Source organism: Pseudoalteromonas sp. P1-7a (assembly GCF_001401855.1).
Lineage (GTDB): Bacteria > Pseudomonadota > Gammaproteobacteria > Enterobacterales > Alteromonadaceae > Pseudoalteromonas.
Genome location: NZ_LKDU01000020.1, coordinates 39160 through 58709, shown reverse-complemented (window position 1 = coordinate 58709; position 19550 = coordinate 39160). Strand labels below are relative to the sequence as shown.

The window sequence follows — 19550 nt, the reverse complement described above, 5'->3', positions numbered from 1 at the left end:
TATTAGCGGTCATATGTCTGCTTTTTACTCAAAAAGTGAACAAAATTAGGTTTTTGTTCACTTATTTTGATGAGCTAAGTGATGCCAGAGTGTTTTGAATAAGGTATTTGCTTCAATGGGTTTAGTAATATAATTATCCATACCGCTGGCAACTGCTTTTTTAACATCGTCATCGTGGGCATTAGCAGATAAGCCAATAATAGGTAGGTCAAACAAACCAAGTTCATTACGAATAACTCGCGTGGCTTCAAGGCCATCCATTTTTGGCATTTGTATATCCATAAGCACAATGTCGTAGGTATGCTCTGTCAGCTTTTCAATCGCCTCAAAACCATCATTAGCAATATCAGCAACGCACCCTTTGGTTTTTAAAATAGCGCTCGCGACGTGCTGATTTAATGGGTTATCTTCAACAAGTAATAATTTATAATCTGCAAAAGAAAGCGTACTAACATCTATCTCATCATATTGTTGCTTTATTTGCTCAGCCTTTGGTAGCGGCGAATAAATTGGCAGGCTAAAAGTAAACGTAGAACCGTGCCCTTCGTGGCTTATTAAATCAATTTCTCCGCCCATCAACTCTACAAGCTTTTTGCATATACTTAAACCTAAGCCCGTGCCGCCATATTGACGGGAGGTAGAGCTATCTGCTTGTGCAAACGGTTTAAAGAGCTGTTTTTGCGCCTCTTTACTAATACCAATACCGGTATCGTTAACGCTAAAGTAAGTCATTTTTTTAGATTGCCACACTTTAAGTGTGATACTGCCTTTAGCCGTAAACTTAATGGCATTATTGATTAGGTTTAGCAAAACTTGTTTTAAGCGTATTGGGTCGGTGTTGATAACCAAGTTACTTGATTTATCGTAATCAAGCATAAATTCTAGCGACTTTGCTTCTATATCAAACTGCAGTAAATTAGCCACTTCTTCACTGAGTGTGCCTACATCAATTGGCTCTTGAATTAAATCAAGCTTGCCTGCTTCCATTTTAGAAAAATCGAGCACATCATTTAATACTCTTAGCAATACGCCCAGTGCCCCATCTGCTTGTTCAATATAGCTGCGAGCTTGCTGCCAATCGTTTTGCTGTAGGGCTAAATAATGCAGCCCTTTAATACCATTAATAGGCGTGCGAACTTCGTGGCTCATATTTGCTAAAAACTGGCTTTTTATTTCATTGGCTTCATCGGCCTTTTGCTTTTCTAAGCGTAAAATTTTTGTTTGTTTTGCTACCTGCTCACGTATACGAATATTGGTACCCGTTACCGATATTAAAAAGGTAATAAGCAGCCAAACAAATAACATGCCGGCTATTTGTGCAAGCCAGTAAACTAACCATGACTCTCGTTGCATTGGCTGATGCAGCTCCACCTGCCACACCCGCTTACCTACCAATAACTTATAGTCTTTTAACGGCAATAGTTGTTGGTGATCGGCAATAAAAATAGGTTGTGCATTATTCTCTGTTGTGGTGTCTGTAAAGCTCACTGCTACGCCGTTGTTTTGATCAAATAACACCGCGTTTGATAGTCTTTCTAAACTTACAACGGCTACCACAAAACCTTTAAAATCGTCTTCGGTAATATTGTTGCCAAACACCGGATGAAAAAACAACACGCCGCGCTCAGCTTCGTTTTGTACTAAATTTATTGGCTCACTGATCACCAACTCATTTAACACTTTTGCTTTTATTAATGCAGATCGCCTTACCTCATTTGAGGCAAGATCAAAGCCAATTACGTCTTCATTTCCCGACAAAGGATGTGCGTATTGTACAGGGTAGTAAAAATCTCGTGGGGGTATGGCCTGCCAACTGCCATCTTTTGCTCTTTCTTTTAAGCTATATTTAGCCAGCTCGGTGTTGTTATTAGCCTCTATATACTGAGCTAGGTTTTCACTTGGTAAGTAGGGCACCCACTCAAATGCTAAAATTTCTTCGCTGTAACTAAGCTGCTTAGAAGTAAACTGCTTAAATTCAGTAAAGCTCACATCGTCACTACTAGAAAAAAAGGTCGCCAGTAAGGCGAGGTGTGCTGTTATTTCGTTAATTTTATTGTTGATAGCATCTTGAGTGGCTAATATTTTCAGCTCTTCTTTTTGAATGTTTTTTTCTTTTTTTACACTGGCCGCGCCATAAAAGCTAATACTTATAACCATATAAATTAACAGTGAGGGCAGTATAACTTGTAGGCGATAATTTACCTGTGAATAGTTAAATGCCGCTAGCATAAGCGGCGTAAAAACAAGCACTCCAATACTGTCGCCTATCCACCACGCTATAAACGTATCCCAACCGGCTTGAGACACAATAACGCCATTAAAAATTAATAAGCTGGTGCCTACACCTGCAGCTATAACACAGCACAATGGGCCGGCAACAACGAGGCTTTGAATACAGTGCTTTAAAGAAGATAAGTCGAGTGGTGCTTTAATCACTTTAGTGACCAATTGGCTACCTACCCATGCTTGTAAAGTAGCAGCAAAGGTAACAGCCGCAGCATGCATAAACACACTTAATTGAAATATCGCTGAGGCGCTTTCTAAATGAATAAGGTTAGTAAAAAAAGCCCCTAAAACAATACCTAGTAAGCTCTTTCTGCCCCAAATTAAAAAGCCAGCAAGCGCAATTCCCGAAGGCGGCCACACAGCCACTGCGTAGCCATCTATCGCTAATAGTAAATTACTGAAATATCCGGTAAAAAAGTAAGCGCACGCTAAACTTACAGTGACAATGAAAAAGTGTTTCAACCCAATGCTCCCGAATATCAAAGCTGCAAAAGTATAAGTGTAGCCTTTATTGATACAAAACGAGTGCTTTATCGGCTTGTGCGGTATTTTTATAGCTAAGCGCTGCTTGCTGAGCAAATTGCTTTTTGTTTTCGATATTCAAGGCTTTATCAAAAACCTTTGCGGCTAACTCATAATCGCCTTGGGCATTAGCTAAACACGCAAGCGAGAGTAATAATGCGTTGTTTGCATCATCTTTTTTCAGGCGCTCTTGAATACTACTTTGAAGCTTTACAGCCTCTGCCGAGGTAGCGTTACTTAATATATTGGCCAGCTGAGCATGTTGCTCGTCGTGCTTCACCATTTTAATTAAGTCACTTTCAATCGCACTTAACTGACCCACTTTAGCCATTTGCATTAAGTAAGCTGTATTAGCATGAGCTTGTAGCTTTTTAGGAAGTTGTTTATATTTTTCAGTGATTTTATCGCTAGCTTGTGCATTAAAATAGGCATTAAACAGCTGCGTCCACTGCGCATCGTTAAGGACTTTTTTACGAAGTAAACGCGGTAAAAAGTCTTCAAGTGCACTAAAGTGCTGTTGCTGTACAAGTATTTCGGCGTATAGCTTAAGCTCAAGTGGTGTCGCTTTTTTTGAATCGCTGTTAGCACGCATTTGCGATTCTATTGCGCTGCTATCGCCACTGGCTATCCAAAGTTTAGCAACGTTAAGTTGCTGCTCTGGGCTAATTTCAAATAAACGCTCTAGTGCTTTGTCGGTTTGGTTATTAGCAAGCGCTGCTTTTGCTAATAGCGCTAAGCGTATATCTTCAAACTTACCGGGTACACTATTACCTGATAACGTTTGCTCTACATGCTCGTAATCATCGTTTATCGCACTCCATAAGGCTTGCTCTATAGCTGCTTGCTTTCGCTCTTCGCTACGCGCAAAAAAACCATGTTTAGTATTATGATAAATCGACAATAAATAGCGCACTAATTTGTAAGTTAAAAACAAAATAGTTGCACTAATTACCGCCATAATACAAAACGATACAATCGTGCCTTCAATCGTGGTGTTGTTAAACGAGATCAGCACATAGCCTTTTTCATCCAGTACAAATGGCGTAATCGCTAAAACTAAAACAATCGCAACAATTAATACTATAAGCCCTATCATTGTGCCCACTCCTTAACCTGCTGTGTACTTTGTAAGTTTACTTCAGGGTTAAAGTTTAATGGCTCTTTTTCTAGGCTAGTTAGTGCGTTTATAACCACTTTTGTCGCCTCGTCATCTTGCTTAAAGTACTCATTAACAAGACGCTTTGCCTCACTTATGGCACTAAAATAAATGCTCGCTTGTTTGCTCATTAATGCATCTTGAGCTTGCGTCACATTTAATTTAATACGTTGATTAATTAAGTGGCGCTCCTGATCGGTTAGCAGTGGCTCTATAGCAACCCCTTCGTGCTGACGAATAGTAATAAAGCTATCAACTAGCTTATTCCAGCTATTACTTAGGTTTTGCTGCCAATCGCTTACATCTTCACTCAAGGCATTTTTTTCAATTTCTGTTGCTTCTTGCGGTATGTTAACGGCATTAAATGCAAGGTTATCTATGTTTGATAACACGCTATTAAGCTTTAAGTAAATGGCTTCTGTTGGGATAGGTTTTAAGCTATCTAGTGTTTGAATGTCTTGTGTTATTGCTTGGCGAACTGCAACAGTACCTGGGTGTTCACTCAATAAGGCATCTAAGCGTTTAAGTACAGCGCTGGCACCTTGGTAATCTTTTTCAGCCCACAGTTTAAACTCAGCCATACGTTGTAAGCTGGTTACTTCTTGCGGGTTTAGTGAAGCGCCTTGCTGCTGAGCTTGTTGCAATGCAGCTTTTAATTGTTGCTGGTTACTCTCTGCACTTTCATTAAGCGCAGCAGCCACTTTTTGTTCACTATTGAACAATGCTTGCTGAAGATTAGATTGCGCCGACTTGAGCGCCTGTAACTCTTGTGACAATAACGCGTTTTCTTCTTTTAGTTCATTAACAGCTACATTTTGGGCTTTACCTGCATTGAGTTTTTGGTAAAACTCATACCCCACACCACAGGCAACAATAAGCGAAATGATCAGCGCTAATACCGCTAATTTACTTATTTTTTGCTTGTCGTTATGTGGTTTACTGTGTGCTTTAGCTGCCTCTTTTTTTTGTGCTGAGGCCGCTACTTTAGTGGTTGGTGTGTTATCTGCCGTTACTGGCTTTGACTGTTCGCTCATCTTGCTACCTTGCTGTTTTATGCAGGAAAACATAGCGGTATCGCTTGCCCCTGCGGCAATGTGTATATTAGCCGAGCTTACCTGTTGCTGTTGTAAATAAGCGGCTATACGCTCGCTAGCAACATAAAATCGGCACTGTTGTAACCACTGTAACTGTTGTTCAGTCAGGTTATTAAATATTGCATCAACTGCTGCATTACTGGTTATGACTATACCTTGTACTTTCAGGCTTTGCCAGTGGTCTGTCCAGTTGGCTTTTTCAGCGCTTATTGGCTCGCGCTTGTATACCACACAGTTATTTAAAAATGCCCCACGCGCCTTTAAGGTTTTGGCGATATCAGGGCGCCCCGCTTGACCTTTTACTAATACAATATTACTACCATCAACCTCAGCTAACGAGTTTAGCGCCAATAACCCTTCAGAATCATGTAGCTTAGGCACTGCTGCGCGCACGCCAAATAACGCATAAATAGTATCTGCAGTTTGCTGCCCTACTGCGTAAAATTGCGCTTTGGTATTTATTGTTGGCTTTAATTGCGCAAGGGCAGTAACGGCATCTTGAGAGATAAAAATAATTTTATCGGCATTAATTAACGGGCTTAGCTCGGTAGTAGAAGGCGTAAGGTAGGATATTTTTAAAACAGGAAATAATGACGCCTGATAACCCGCTTGCTCAAGTTGCTGAGCAAGGGCTGCGCCTTTTCCTTCGGGCCGAGTTATCAGGATATGTGTCATTTATGCGTCTCTATATACTTCTGCTAATATTTTGTCGGCGCCTTGCGCTAATAATTTTTTAGCAAGCTGCACACCGATAGCTTCTGCATCATTTATATGACCGGTTACTTCGTCATGTAAAATTTCACTACCATCTACCGCGCCCACGAGGCCACGTAAATGCACTTGCTCGCCATCAACTAACGCGTAGGCACCAATTGGTACTTGGCAGCCACCTTCTAAATGACGATTCATAGCACGCTCTGCATTTACACGAATGCGTGTTTGGGTATGCTCAAGTGGGGCCAATAAGGCTTTTGTTACTTCATCGTCAATACGACATTCAATGCCGACTGCACCTTGTCCGTTAGCAGGTAGAGATACCTCAGGCTCAATATAATCAGCAATACGCTCGTCCATTTTTAAACGTAGCAGTCCGGCTGCGGCTAAAATAATCGCATCGTACTGGCCATCATCTAGCTTAGCTAAACGGGTATTAACATTACCACGTAAGTCTTTAATGACTAAATCAGGGCGCAAAGCTCTAATTTGGCACTGACGACGAAGGCTAGAAGTACCGACTACAGCGCCTTGTGGTAATTCGCTTAAATTGGCAAAGTTATTTGATACAAACGCGTCGCGCGGGTCTTCACGCTCACAGATTGTGTGCAGTGCTAAGCCTTCTGGAAATTCTACGGGTACATCTTTCATTGAATGTACTGCTATATCCGCGCGGCCATCTAACATTGCTTGCTCAAGCTCTTTAACAAACAAGCCTTTACCACCAATTTTAGCAAGCGGTGTATCTAAAATAATATCCCCTTGAGTAGACATAGGGACTAATTCTACGCGTACATCAGCATGAAAATGCTCTAGCTGTGCTTTTACAAATTCAGCCTGCCAAAGCGCTAAAGCACTTTTACGGGTCGCAATGCGTACTAACTTTGTTTTTTCTGTCATAGGGGTATCCAAATAGTTACAGCTAATAGCCAAGCTTAATTAGCTAAAATTCTAAATTCTTTTTGAGCAATTAAATTACCTTGCTCATCAACAACATCTACACGCCAGTGGCCTGTTTGTGTATTCATAATATTTTTGGTTGAGTACGTTCTGTAGCGCGGCGAGGTAACATTAAGTGAAATCTCAGCCATGGTTTCACCCTCATAAGACCATACATGCTTTACTTGTTGGCCTTGTAGGTTTTTAAGCTCACTAAAAAACGAAAGTGCCTCTTCAAACTGGTTTAAGCGGATATCTGCAGCAAATACATTAGTGGGCTCGCGCTTACTTACTTTGCGAGTAAGCACTGCACGGCTAATTTTACCTGTATCAATTTGTGCACCTAACGCAACGCTTGCAATGTGCGCCGTAGATGAAAAACCTTCACTGCTAGTTAGCGAGCCGTCGTCGTTTTTAATATCTGGGAGCTGTTCATTGGGTGATGCGCTTAACTGGGTGTTTGTAAGCGGCCGATTAGCGATAGGCTCAGCGAGTTCGGCATCTGATTGCTCAATAACAGAAACTTGATTGCTTTGAACGTTAGCAATTGGCTCTATACCCGTTTGCTCGTGATTGCTTTGCGCTAATAAAGTATCATTATTAACGCTTTCATCCTCAAGCACCGCTGGCGCAACATCTGCTATATCATTCGCTAATGTAGGCTCGTTTGGGTGCATTTGCTCATCATTTACACGCACAGCAGGCTCAACATTATCTGCGGCGCCTTCGCTTAAATGTAAATAAGGCGATTGCTCTTTCGGCTGCTCGCCCTGATCGGCATTTACCGAACTCGTTAAGCCATACACAACCGCTGCCGAGGTCATTGCTACCAACATAGAAACACTCGCAATACGACGCCAATGCCACTCGTAGCTTACATTAGGTACACTATTTTGTGGTTCGCGTTTTACATTTGCTTTAATAACTATTTTTTGACTCATATTGACCTCAGCGGTTCCAAATTAGCTTAAACGGGCAATTAACCATTGGCGAATAGCTTGCAGTTCTTCTGCGCAAACCTGATGAGCCATAGGGTATTCTTGCCAGCTTACATCCATGTTATGTGCTGTTAATACTTCAAACGCACTTCTACCCGCACTATGCGGCACTACATTATCCTGGCTACCATGCGCCATAAATACATTTAAATCAGTATGCTTTGCTTCTTGCGCTAGCTTTTCAGGCACGCACATATAAGTAGACAGCGCCATAACACCTGCCAATTTATGCTCAAATCGCGGCGCTAAATGTAAAGACACCACGCCCCCTTGCGAAAAGCCCGCCAAAATAATTTTATTGGCAGGTATACCATTTTCTATTTCTTGATTGATCAGGGCTTGCACTTTTTCGGCTGAATCTCTCACGCCTTGTTCATCGGCACGTTTGTCTAATTCTATAGATTTAATGTCGTACCACGAGCGCATTTCCATGCCACCATTTATGGTGACCGGTTGAATAGGCGCATGCGGAAAAATAAATCGTATGCCAAGCTCACTGGGTAAATTAAGTTGCGGTGCAACCGGAGCAAAGCCATCGCCAGAGTCACCTAAACCATGTAACCAAATCACAGTGGCTTTGTGCTCACCTTGCGCTGGGTATTGTGCAAACTCTAAACTCATAAGCTTGATTGCCACTTAATCTCTTGGCCAGCTTGGCGAGTAGACGCTTGGTTCATAAACTCCCAAAACTCTGCACCTGAGCGGTTATCGATCCATTGCCCATCACGCATTTCAAAATGGTGGCCATTAAATTTAGTTGCAACCCATACTTGATGCAAAGGCGCCTGTTTATTAATTACAATTTTACTTTTATCAGGGAAAATTATTTCTAAAATACCTTCTGCCGACTCGTAATCTAAATCTGCTTCACAATCATCAACTTGCTCTTCAATTGTGTACATAAGCGCTTCGGCTAATTGGTGATATTCACTTTCAGTCATTGTAATTTTCCTTTGCAGGCGAGCTGCGTAATATTGGGTACGGTTTATATACAGCTAGTGTAACAGGAATAAAATCATCCGCGAATAGCTGCATTTTTTAGATATTCTGTTACTCTGCGATTATAAAGCCAGCAACCGTATTAATCTAATGAAAGCGACACATACCTTACAATTAAAACGACTATTTATAAGTACTTTACTGCTAAGTGCATTAGCTGGCTGCGGCCAAAGCGGGCCTTTGTATTTACCAGAGCAACAGGCTGAGCAAAACACACCCCCTAATACGGCACAGCCAACGCCCGTAAAAAAAACCAACACAGAGCAAGTGCAGGAGCAATAAATGGATTATTTTAACTATCAAAACAATCAATTATTTGCCGAAGATGTCAGCATTGCCACAATTGCTCAGCACTATGGTACGCCGTGTTATGTGTACTCGCGTGCTACTTTTGAGCGCCATTATTTAGCCTTTGCAAATGCCACTAAAAATCATAAAAGCTTGGTGTGCTACGCAGTTAAAGCCAATTCTAATATTGCAGTATTAAATATATTGGCGCGTTTAGGCTCAGGGTTTGACATAGTGTCTAAAGGTGAGCTGGCGCGTGTAATTAAAGCCGGCGGTGATGCCAGTAAAGTAGTGTTTTCAGGTGTAGCTAAAACCGCCGACGAAATTGCTTATGCACTAAAGTTAGGCATTAAATGTTTTAACGTTGAATCGGCCTCAGAGCTTGAGCGTATTTCTGAGGTAGCGTGCGAGTTAAATTTAGAAGCCCCTATTTCTATTCGTGTAAACCCTGATATAGATGCCAAAACTCACCCGTATATTTCTACCGGTTTAAAAGAAAACAAGTTTGGTATCGATATTCAAACGGCTGTGAGCGTTTATCAGCATGCGGCATCTTTACCAGGTCTAAAAGTAACAGGCGTAGATTGCCACATAGGCTCGCAATTAACTGAGGTTAAACCTTTTTTAGAAGCGCTTGATAAGCTAATGGCATTAATAGATGAACTCAAGGAAAAAGGAATTGAGCTTACCCATTTAGATATTGGTGGCGGATTGGGCGTGCCTTATAATAATGAGCAACCGCCTCACCCTAGCGAATATGCAGCGCAAGTTACCGAGCGTCTAGCAAATTACAAACATCTTGAACTTATTTTTGAGCCAGGACGCGCTATAGCCGCTAACGCTGGAATTTTAGTAACGCAGGTTGAGTTTATTAAACAAAACCAAGATAAATTTTTTGCCATTGTCGATGCGGGTATGAACGACATGCTTCGCCCTTCGCTTTATCAGGCATGGCAAAAAATTATTCCTATCTCAGTGCGCAACGACGATACCTCAACACGCAACTTTGATATTGTGGGTCCTGTGTGCGAAACCGGCGACTTTTTAGGGAAAAATCGTGACTTAGCGCTCAAACAAGGCGACTTATTAGCACAACGAAGTGCCGGTGCCTATGGTTTTACCATGAGTTCAAACTACAACTCTCGCCCACGTGTGGCCGAAATAATGGTAGATGGTGAGCAACACCACCTTATTCGCCAACGCGAAACCATCGAGAGCCTTTATCAAGGTGAGAAAATTTTACCATAAACGTTTTTGTTAAGGCGCTGCTCTGTGGCATGATTAGCGCAGAGCAAACCCGAATTAGAGCGCTATGTTAGTTAATTTTTCCAAAATGCACGGCTTAGGCAACGACTTTGTTGTAATTGATAACATTACACAAAATGTATTTTTGTCTCGCGATCAAATAAAAAAACTGGCTGATCGCCACTTTGGTATTGGCTTTGACCAATTACTTATGGTTGAAGCCCCTTATTCCCCTGATCTCGACTTCCATTACCGTATATTTAATGCCGATGGCAATGAAGTAGAACAATGCGGAAATGGCGCACGCTGTTTTGCCCGTTTTGTGCGTATGAAAGGCTTAACTAACAAGCACAAAATTAGTGTTTCGACCAAGTCAGGCAACCTTACGCTATACATAGAAAAAGACGGCCAAGTGACGGTTAACATGGGCCACCCTAATTTTGAGCCTGCTAAAATCCCGCTTAAAGCCAGCAAGCGAGAACTCACTTATATAATAAGAGCGCAAGAACACACTGTGTTTAGTGGCGCCGTGTCTATGGGTAACCCACATTGCGTGCTACAAGTTGACGATATAGCAACCGCACAAGTTGAGGTGCTTGGCCCACTACTTGAAAACCACGAACGCTTTCCAAATCGTGCCAATATTGGCTTTATGCAAGTGGTCTCGCAAGATCATATTAAGTTAAGAGTCTGGGAGCGCGGCGTTAGTGAAACCTTAGCGTGTGGTACGGGCGCCTGCGCAGCAATGGTTATTGGTCACATTCAGAGCAAACTTAACACCACAGTACAAGTTGATTTACCCGGTGGCACATTACAAGTGCGTTGGAGCGGCGAAGGGCACCCTGTTCGTATGACCGGCCCTGCCGAGCATGTATTCGATGGGCAAGTTGCTTTATGAGCGAACTAACAAAAGAACGCGTTGCTGAGTATTTAGCGCGCCACCCTGATTTTTTATTAGAGCAGCCAGAGCTGCTTGCACAACTTGAGTTACACCACAAAGCGCAAGGGGCTACCTCGCTTGTACATATACAACAGCGCCAGTTACGCGAGCACAATACTCAGTTAAAAAATCAAATACAGAGTATGAGCCAACACGCGACGCAAAATGAGCTAGTGTATCGCTTGTTTAGCCAGTGCCATCGTCAACTATGGACAAATTACGACTTTAATACGCTTGCCGCAAATTTGCGCAATATTATTTGTACCAGCCCACACATTAGCGAGTGTAGGTTGGTTAAATATAACAACACTTTTGATGAACTTATTGAGCACCGCCTTAGCCAGTTTGGGCACTACTTAGGACGCGTTAATCAGCAAGAGCGTGAGCTATTATTTTGCGAAAACACGCAATCTTCTGCTATTTACTTAATTGGCTGCGTTGAAAAACCCGTTGCTATATTGGCCTTTGGCAGCCATGATGAAAACCATTTTGAGCCTGCACAAGATAACCTGTTTGTGCTTGATTTTGTGCATGCATTGCAACTTAGGCTATTGGAATTGGCATGAGCGACGAGACGCCTAACACTGAACAATTAAGTGAGCATTGGCGTAACCCCATTCATTTATTTAGTGACTATTTAAAGTACGAAAGACAGTACTCAGAGCACACTGTAAATCAGTATGTTAGCCAACTAAACTTTGCCGCCCTGTATTTTAGTAAATTATGTGACGACTGGTTTGGCGTACAAGGGGAGCATATTCGCCGCTACAGCATGGCACTTCGCACAAAGCAATTAAGCGGACGCACCATTAGTTTAAAATTAAGCTGCATTCGTAGTTTGTATAAATTTTTAAAAGCCAAAAACGTTGCGCACCACGCGCATTATCATAACCCAGCGCAGGGTATTAAAGGCCCTAAATTTTCGAAGCCTTTACCTAAAAATCTCGACGTTGATCAGATGGCAAGCCTACTGGAGATTAGCGATGACGACCCATTAGCCATACGAGATAAGGCCATGATGGAGCTTATGTATTCATCAGGGTTACGCATCAGCGAGTTAGTTGGCACCAACTTACACGATATAAACACTGCCAATGGTGAAATATTAGTCAAAGGTAAAGGTAACAAAGAACGCCTCATTCCCGTAGGTAGTAAAGCACTCAAAGCGTTAAAAAATTGGCTCAATATACGGGGGCAATTTGCAAAGCCTGACGAAATGGCGGTGTTTTTAAGCAGTAAAAAAAACCGTATTTCGGTTCGCCAAGTTCGCTTACGCATGCAAGAGTGGGGAATAAAACAAGGTATTAGCTCACAAGTGCACCCGCATAAACTTCGCCACTCGTTTGCCTCTCATATTTTAGAATCATCTGGCGATTTACGCGCTGTACAAGAACTATTAGGGCACAGTAGTTTGTCGGCTACGCAAGTGTATACACATTTAGATTTTCAGCATTTAGCCAAAGTGTACGACAACACCCATCCGCGCGCTAAAAAACAAACCGATTAGGAATGTAATTATGATTCGATTTAATCGTGCTCTTCGCCCTTTTTCTGTTATGAGCTTTGATTTAGACGACACCCTATATAACAACCACCCAATAATAAAAGCCGCAGTTAAAGCGCAGCAAGATTATTTAAACGCGCTTCCTAGCTACTTAAAACAAGGCCCAAAATACTGGCAACAATGTCGCAACGAGGCCGTAATACAGTTACCAGAGCTTGCTGATAATGTAACTAAATGGCGCCAACATACGCTACGCCTAGCCCTTTCAAAGCTAGATTTAAGCGATCAAGAAGTAGAGCATCATGCCGATGCAGCCTATAACGCCTTTGCCGATGCCCGCAGCAAAATAGTGGTAACCGACGACGTACTAAAGCTGCTAGATAACTTAGCCCAGCACTTTACGCTGGTTGCAATAACCAATGGTAATGTGGAAATAGAACGCTTTAATTTACGCGATAAATTTGCGCTAGTATTGCAAGCCGGCATGCACGGTAAAGCCAAGCCCCACGCTACACTGTTTGATAAAGCCGCCGTGCACTTAAACGTGGCTAAAAGTGAAATTTTACACATTGGCGATAGCCTAGATACCGACGTACAAGGTGCTAATAATGCTGGCTGCCAATCGGTTTGGTTAAACGACCAAGGCGCGAATTATAACTACAAAGGCCTTGCCGATGTTGAAATTGCGAATATTCATGCCTTAGCGCATTTTATCAAATAGCCTAAATACAACTAAGAGGTTGCAATGAGCCAATATACCAAGCTAATCACCTTGCTATTAATAGGCTCTATTAGCCTAAACGCTTATTTATTGTGGCCAGAAAAACAGCCCACGGTAAGCGCACAAAATACCAAACCTGCAGACCTAGTTAAAACGCCAAAAAGTAATCTACTCAATCAAGCTCAACAGCAATTTAAGCTACACAAATTTGGCGATGCGCTAAAGACATATCAGCAACTAAAGCAACACTCGCCCACCCTAGCTCGCACTCTTTACGCTTCGTGGCTCTTGCAATTAAAAACATGGCTAAATACTAACTTATTTCTTAGCGAGCCATTGTTAAACGCACTATTAGATCAAGACCCTTACAATACAGAGCTACTTACATTGCAGGTCGATTACTTAATAAATAGAGGGCAAATACAAAATGCAATTATTGCCTTATTTGAACTATACCCGTTGTTAAGTGAGCAACAGCAAAGCGCTGCAAATGCGCAGTTGGAAAATCTGACTAAAAACGAGCTCCATAGTTTAAGTGAGCAACAAAACTGGCAAACAATTATTGAACAAACTCAAATTTGGCTCGACTATCAAAACGATAACAGTCATTTTTTATACGCACTCGCGCATGCTTATTATCAGCTCGAAGACTTTATTAGCGCCTTAACAACTATTGAGCGTATGCCATCACAACACCCTTTACAAAACGAAGTCGCTGATTTACAAGCAATGATAGATAAAGCTCAATCACAAGATGACTTTATTACGCTTACCCCCTACGGCGCACATTACACAATTAACGCCGAGCTAAATGAATCAATCCAAGCAGAACTAATGCTAGATACTGGCGCAAGTGTTACCTCGCTATCAAGCGACATAATCGAGCAGCTTTCACCCAGGCCACTTTATTTAGGCGATGTAACCGTAAACACGGCGAATGGGCAAATTAGCGTAAAGCGCTACCAAATTGAGTCGTTTAAAGTAGGGATGCAAATTATTTACGGTTTTGAAGTGCTCGGTATTGAAAACATCCGCGGCCAAGGTTTGTTGGGAATGAACTTTTTATCTAGATATAAATTTAATATAAATCAGCAAACAGATGAGTTAGAGTTGAGTGCTAAATAAACAAAAAATAATAAAAGGAAGTTTATGCGTACTCTACTATGTACACTACTTTGTTTTTGGCAATGTACTGCTCAGGCAACAAATTATTTTGTACAAGACAAAAGTTGTGAGGCTATTTCACCCGAAATAGAAATAAGCCTTAGCGCTACACTGAGAGATTTAGATAACCATCAAAGAAAAAGACAAAACCTTAGACAAAAAGCACTCAATAAATATACCGCACAGTATAAACAACAACATGAACAACTATATGTTGAGGAATACTTTACTACCCAAAGCAGCCACTCTGCTGAAACCCCCACAATAAGTAGAGCCAAAAAAAAATTACACTACCTTATTAAGCTCACCCCTTCAAAAAACTGTAATCAGCAAGTCGCTATGACTAGCGAGCTATTTATTTCAGGCATGCACAAGCGCAGCTTATCAACTACCATTGAGGGGAATGCAATGGAAGTCACTTTAGACATAAACAACGCCCCTAAGTTTACTCAATTTAACAATCCCCTTATCACCCCAACCAACTTTTTTGGCCTTCAACTTGGCAGTAGCTATGAGCAAGTATTAGCGACTCTGGGACTCGCTAGTTTATCGCTAAGCGATAAAAATAATGCAATACTTGTATATGGAAGAAATCATGCCTTTCACTTTAAAAATAATGTATTTATAGGTTACCAGTTCCATGAAATGCTACTACCTATGGTGATAAATAATGAGCTTTCTCTAGCAAATGAAAAGCTACAAATAAGTACCGGCACAGAGCAGACTATTTCTCTTGATACAAATTTAACTCAACAGGCCATAAATAAATTAAAAAACAGTTTTGATGAAATAGAAACTGCATCTTACAAGGTGTCAATTGACAAGTCAGAGCAAAGAGTTGTCGGTATATCTCACGGCGAGATAATTAAGAACATAGAGAACACGACCCAATGCTATAACGGCTCCATGTTGGCCGATGAATACTTAAAAAAACACGAAAGTAGTAAAACGCTTAAAGTGGTTAATGAAGATCATGACAATATAATTATTACTCCTTGTTATGAGTTTATATATGAAGGCAACGGCTACATTTCTAAATTAAAGCTTGTAGAGCCTTTTTCAACCGCAAATATTAAACTCGCTGCATTAGCTGGCTATATTAACCAAAGTAAACAGTGGAGCCTAACAGGCATAAATTACAACGACCCCGTTTCAAACCTTGCTAAGTTAGGCGATTACGACGAGTTTTTTGACTCAGCAGAGTTTACCTCTGAACACTGGGACGGTTATTTTTATATTTATGACGGAAAGCTTTTAAGCGCAGAGCTTACAAGCAACGACTATTAATTTTTCTCCTTGAATCTTCTGTTAAAAAAGGGCAATCATGTTATTAAACGACTTTTTACAGCAACTTGCAGGCAACCCTAAAAGCATACAATTTAGCGATACCATGGCGGTGATAGAAGCTAATTACGATTTTACTGCGTGTGGATTTAATAACCACGGCTTACTTAGCTCAGCAAGTGAAAACAACGGGTCTTGCAAAATTTTTGCATTTGCTAAATTAAACGATTTAAGCAAACAAAATACCTTAGATTGTTTTGGTAAGTTTTACCGCGAGGACGTACTACAAAACCCTAAAGGCGATGACCACATGAACATTCGTACATTTATGTTAGCGCCAGAAACGACGCCATTTTTAGGGCTGAGCTTTGATGGTGAGCCGCTAAAAGCAAAGTAATATAAACAGCTCAATTAAAGCGTTTTTTCCATAAAATAACGCGTACCAGAATGCGGGTAGTTGTTAAGCTGATACTTAACCACATATCCGCGTTTTTCATAAAATGGCTTGGCCTGAAAATCAAGCGTGTCGAGCTGTGCAATGTTGGCACCAAGCTCAATAGCTGCAAGTTCAAGCGCATTTAAAAGCTTGCCAGCTAACCCCTTGCCCCGAGCAGTATCGCTACACCAAAGCCAGTTAATCATTAGCCAATTACCAAATACGGAACCACTCACACCCGCAATTAGGTTGCCTTTTTCATCTACAAATTTATAACCTAATGGCACTCTTTGCGCATCAAAATGCTGAGCATTAAATTCAACCATTTTTGTGCGAAGCGCTAAATTTAACGCATCGGTATTATCTGCCGTTAATTGATACATGTGCCGCCCTTAAAAGAGCAGATACTAGCAAACTCGTACTATTAAAACAGGTTGTTTTTTCCATAGGGTACTTCAAGCAAATTAGTGCATGTTTTTTCGGGTTGGCCGCACATTTCATCGTAGGCACTAGTGTGTCGCAGCACCATTTCAGCGTAAGCTATGTTTTCAAACCGCTTTTGAATATGCAGCGGACTGAGCGCTTTTACAAATTCGTCATTCTCTTCAGTAACGTAATACTCTACGTTATTTATAATGACAGACACCTGATAGAGCGCCATTTCAAGGGAGTGCGCCACCACTTTTTGTAATGGTTCGTGCTTTTTTAGCTCAGAAAATTTCATACCCATAACAATCGCCTTTTAATAAAAAGTAACCTTATAGATACGCACCTTTGCTATAATCGCGATCAAACTATTACATCACTACCTTTTAAAGCTTATGAGCAATAAAATTCGACTCGCTAAATACATTGCTCACGCTGGTGTGTGCTCACGAAAACAAGCATCTCGCTTAATAGATGATGGGGTAGTAATGGTCAATAATCGCCCTGCTAATCACATAGATCACGTTAATGAGCAAGACGACGTAGTAGTTGATGGCCAAGCAGTTAAAGGGCCAGCCGATTTGGTTTATTATGCGTACCACAAACCTGTAGGTATTGACTGCAAATTAAATAAAAATGACCCTGCCAGCCTAATTCACCATTTACCCACCCTCACCCGAGTTTACCCTATTGGCCGATTAGATAAAGACTCTCGTGGCTTGCTGGTTTTGACCAACGACGGTGATTTTTGTAATCAACTTATTCACCCAGACTTCCACCAGCCTAAACGTTATTTAGTCACGGTAGATAAGCCTATTGATAACGCGTTTTGTGAAAAAATGGCCGCAGGAATCCCTATCGATAAACAAGTAACCTTACCGTGTGAAGTCACTAAAATAGCTGACAACCAATTTAGTATTATTTTAAAACAAGGACTTAACAGGCAAATACGTAAAATGGCGCATTACTGCGGCTTTAAAGTGATTGATTTATTTAGAGTGCAATTTAGCGAACTCGCCCTCTCGCAACTAAACCTACCTGAAAACCACTACATACAAATTAATAAAACAGATATTTCAAATATCTAATACCTAGTCGCTTAATTACCTATAAAAAGTTAAAAAATAACCTTGCAAAAATAGATTACAGGTGTAGTCTTAATTTAAAGATTACATTTGTAGGCAATAAAAATGATTGAGTTATCAAAAGCAGAATTCGACGTGCTTGATGCACTTTGGATTAATTACCCAGCAACCGCCAGCCAAATTATTGAGCGTTTAAGCGATGACAAACAATGGCACGAAAAAACCATTAAAACCCTTCTAGGTCGATTAGTTAAAAAAGGCGCACTGACCTTTGAAAAGGACGGTCGCCAATATATTTATACTCCCTGTATGGAGCGCGCCGACTACACCCTAAAAGAAAGCCAAAACTTTATAGAGCGCTTTTTTAGTGGCCGCATAGCGCCGCTGGTAAGCGGGTTTGCTAAATCGGAGCAGCTTTCTCAGCAAGACATAAATGAGCTTAAAAAAGTCATTGATGAGTGGGAAAAAAACCAAAAGTAAGGGATTAACATGGTTATTCAAACTGGATTTAATTGGTTGATTGAACAGCAACTATTATTAAGTATTTTGTTTTGTGGATTTATTTTACTCGAGCGATTTGGTTTAAAAACCCTTGGCGCGCGGTTTGTATACAAGTTAGCGTGGTTAGTACCTGCAGGATTAGTTATTGCTAATTTACCCAATGCGATAAAACCACTGCAAAATAGCAATATTAGCCATTACTTAATTACCCCTAACCAGCCCTTTTCTCATGAAATGGGGATTAGCTGGGCACTCATGTATGTACTTATTACTATGGGGTTATTAATAGCCAGTTTTATTACACATACACGTTTTGTTAAAAGCCTGCAGCTAACTGAACTAACGCACCTAGAGCACAGTCTTGCCACTGGTATTAAAACCTATGCCAGTAAATATGCAGCCACACCAATGGTGGTGGGTATATTTAAAAGTAAGCTTGTACTGCCCAGCAATTACAAGACCCAATTTGATAAAGCCTCTTTAGCGCTTATTTTAGAGCATGAAACTGTGCACATAAAACGCAAAGATAACTTAATAAATGCCCTGCTGTTACTGGCTACTATTTTATTATGGTTTAATCCGCTCGCTTGGATGGCGTACGCAAGTTGTAGGCGCTTACAAGAGCTGACTTGTGATGAACGGGTACTTGCGAATAAAACCACACACCAACACATTTTATACAGCAAAGCCTTAGTTAACTGCGCGGCAACAACGCCCGCTGGTCTAATGGCTTATTCACTCTACGGAGATAAAAAAACCATGTTACAACGACTTACCAATATAAAGCACAGTGGCACTCACTCTCGCCTTGCCAAAGGTGGCATACTGCTTGTGGCCGCAACTATGTTAAGTGCCCTCGCTATTGCAAAGCAACCGCAAGCACAAGGTGCCAAACAAGATCATATTTCACCCATAATTCGCATTGAGCCACGCTACCCTACTAAAGCCGCCCAACAAGGTATTAGTGGCTCAGTGGTGTTAAAATACGATATTGCTGCCAATGGCAGAACAAAAAATATTAGTGTCATTCAATCAAAGCCATCGGGCATTTTTGATAAATCAGCTAAAGAAGCGCTGGCGAAGTGGGAATATAAAATCTCTGAGGCAGGGTTTAATGATGTACTTGTACAGCTCGATTTTGCCATAAACAACAAGGTTGCTAATACTGATTTAATAGAGCGAATTAAAGTATCCCATTAATGCTATTGAGTAATACAAGAGCACAAAGCAAGCGCCCTTTTAGGCCGC

At 41.2% G+C, this 19550-nt stretch carries 21 protein-coding genes; 12 read left to right on the top strand and 9 right to left on the bottom strand.

The window, feature by feature from the left end:
- Positions 1-57 precede the first annotated feature (57 nt).
- From AN389_RS12945 to cyaY, 7 genes are read right to left on the bottom strand one after another with little or no spacing between them, the layout of a single operon-like run.
- A complete protein-coding gene (locus AN389_RS12945) occupies positions 58-2748 on the bottom strand; it encodes a CHASE domain-containing protein (RefSeq protein ID WP_055019971.1) in 2691 nt (896 codons plus the stop codon).
- A 46-nt stretch (positions 2749-2794) separates the two neighbouring features.
- Positions 2795-3904 carry a heme biosynthesis HemY N-terminal domain-containing protein gene (locus AN389_RS12940; RefSeq protein ID WP_055019970.1) on the bottom strand — a complete coding sequence of 370 codons (1110 nt, stop codon included), beginning with the start codon at positions 3902-3904 and terminating at the stop codon, positions 2795-2797.
- Entirely contained in the window at positions 3901-5733 is a 1833-nt protein-coding gene (locus AN389_RS12935; RefSeq protein ID WP_055019969.1) for a uroporphyrinogen-III synthase, read from the bottom strand. Before AN389_RS12935 ends, AN389_RS12940 begins: the two co-directional genes overlap by 4 nt.
- On the bottom strand, positions 5734-6672 hold the full coding sequence (gene hemC, locus AN389_RS12930) for a hydroxymethylbilane synthase (protein WP_029773745.1): 939 nt from the start codon (positions 6670-6672) through the stop codon (positions 5734-5736).
- A gap of 35 nt (positions 6673-6707) precedes the next feature.
- On the bottom strand, positions 6708-7652 hold the full coding sequence (locus AN389_RS12925) for a DUF2914 domain-containing protein (protein ID WP_055019968.1): 945 nt from the start codon (positions 7650-7652) through the stop codon (positions 6708-6710).
- 21 nt (positions 7653-7673) lie between these two features.
- On the bottom strand, positions 7674-8330 hold the full coding sequence (locus AN389_RS12920; RefSeq protein WP_004588976.1) for an alpha/beta hydrolase: 657 nt from the start codon (positions 8328-8330) through the stop codon (positions 7674-7676).
- A complete protein-coding gene (cyaY, locus tag AN389_RS12915; protein WP_055015887.1) occupies positions 8327-8650 on the bottom strand; it encodes an iron donor protein CyaY in 324 nt (107 codons plus the stop codon). The genes AN389_RS12920 and cyaY overlap by 4 nt, the downstream gene beginning before the upstream one ends.
- A 148-nt stretch (positions 8651-8798) precedes the next feature.
- Here cyaY and lptM point away from each other — a divergent pair, with 148 nt between their 5' ends.
- The 9 genes from lptM to AN389_RS12870 all read left to right on the top strand — a co-directional run bounded on the left by lptM (position 8799) and on the right by AN389_RS12870 (position 16251).
- Entirely contained in the window at positions 8799-8990 is a 192-nt protein-coding gene (lptM, locus tag AN389_RS12910) for an LPS translocon maturation chaperone LptM (protein ID WP_055019967.1), read from the top strand.
- Positions 8991-10244, top strand: coding sequence for a diaminopimelate decarboxylase (gene lysA, locus AN389_RS12905; RefSeq protein WP_055019966.1), 1254 nt, complete (start codon positions 8991-8993; stop codon positions 10242-10244).
- 64 nt (positions 10245-10308) lie between these two features.
- Complete coding sequence (gene dapF / locus AN389_RS12900) at positions 10309-11139, top strand: diaminopimelate epimerase (protein ID WP_055019965.1); 831 nt, start codon at positions 10309-10311, stop codon at positions 11137-11139.
- Positions 11136-11747: a DUF484 family protein gene (locus AN389_RS12895; RefSeq protein ID WP_055015884.1), complete on the top strand. Its 612-nt coding sequence runs from the start codon at positions 11136-11138 to the stop codon at positions 11745-11747. Before dapF ends, AN389_RS12895 begins: the two co-directional genes overlap by 4 nt.
- Positions 11744-12688, top strand: coding sequence for a tyrosine recombinase XerC (locus tag AN389_RS12890; RefSeq protein WP_055015883.1), 945 nt, complete (start codon positions 11744-11746; stop codon positions 12686-12688). Before AN389_RS12895 ends, AN389_RS12890 begins: the two co-directional genes overlap by 4 nt.
- Before the next feature lie 10 nt (positions 12689-12698).
- Positions 12699-13406: an HAD-IA family hydrolase gene (locus tag AN389_RS12885; protein WP_055015882.1), complete on the top strand. Its 708-nt coding sequence runs from the start codon at positions 12699-12701 to the stop codon at positions 13404-13406.
- Between the two features lie 24 nt (positions 13407-13430).
- The gene (locus AN389_RS12880) at positions 13431-14531 is read left to right on the top strand and encodes a retropepsin-like aspartic protease (RefSeq protein ID WP_055019964.1); all 1101 of its coding nucleotides are present in this window, start codon (positions 13431-13433) and stop codon (positions 14529-14531) included.
- 24 nt (positions 14532-14555) lie between these two features.
- Positions 14556-15857: a hypothetical protein gene (locus tag AN389_RS12875; RefSeq protein WP_055019963.1), complete on the top strand. Its 1302-nt coding sequence runs from the start codon at positions 14556-14558 to the stop codon at positions 15855-15857.
- A 37-nt stretch (positions 15858-15894) separates the two neighbouring features.
- Positions 15895-16251 carry a HopJ type III effector protein gene (locus AN389_RS12870; protein WP_055019962.1) on the top strand — a complete coding sequence of 119 codons (357 nt, stop codon included), beginning with the start codon at positions 15895-15897 and terminating at the stop codon, positions 16249-16251.
- Between the two features lie 14 nt (positions 16252-16265).
- On the opposite strand, the gene AN389_RS12865 is transcribed toward AN389_RS12870, so the two are convergent.
- Both AN389_RS12865 and AN389_RS12860 read right to left on the bottom strand, forming a co-directional pair.
- Positions 16266-16673 carry a GNAT family N-acetyltransferase gene (locus tag AN389_RS12865; RefSeq protein ID WP_055019961.1) on the bottom strand — a complete coding sequence of 136 codons (408 nt, stop codon included), beginning with the start codon at positions 16671-16673 and terminating at the stop codon, positions 16266-16268.
- Between the two features lie 41 nt (positions 16674-16714).
- Complete coding sequence (locus AN389_RS12860) at positions 16715-17020, bottom strand: DUF6482 family protein (protein ID WP_055019960.1); 306 nt, start codon at positions 17018-17020, stop codon at positions 16715-16717.
- A 91-nt stretch (positions 17021-17111) separates the two neighbouring features.
- Between AN389_RS12860 and AN389_RS12855 the strand changes: the two genes are divergently transcribed.
- The 3 genes from AN389_RS12855 to AN389_RS12845 all read left to right on the top strand — a co-directional run bounded on the left by AN389_RS12855 (position 17112) and on the right by AN389_RS12845 (position 19502).
- Positions 17112-17804 carry a pseudouridine synthase gene (locus AN389_RS12855; RefSeq protein WP_055019959.1) on the top strand — a complete coding sequence of 231 codons (693 nt, stop codon included), beginning with the start codon at positions 17112-17114 and terminating at the stop codon, positions 17802-17804.
- 102 nt (positions 17805-17906) lie between these two features.
- The gene (locus AN389_RS12850; RefSeq protein ID WP_055015876.1) at positions 17907-18281 is read left to right on the top strand and encodes a BlaI/MecI/CopY family transcriptional regulator; all 375 of its coding nucleotides are present in this window, start codon (positions 17907-17909) and stop codon (positions 18279-18281) included.
- Positions 18282-18290: 9 nt separating this feature from the next.
- A complete protein-coding gene (locus tag AN389_RS12845; protein WP_055019958.1) occupies positions 18291-19502 on the top strand; it encodes a TonB family protein in 1212 nt (403 codons plus the stop codon).
- Positions 19503-19550: the final 48 nt, after the last annotated feature.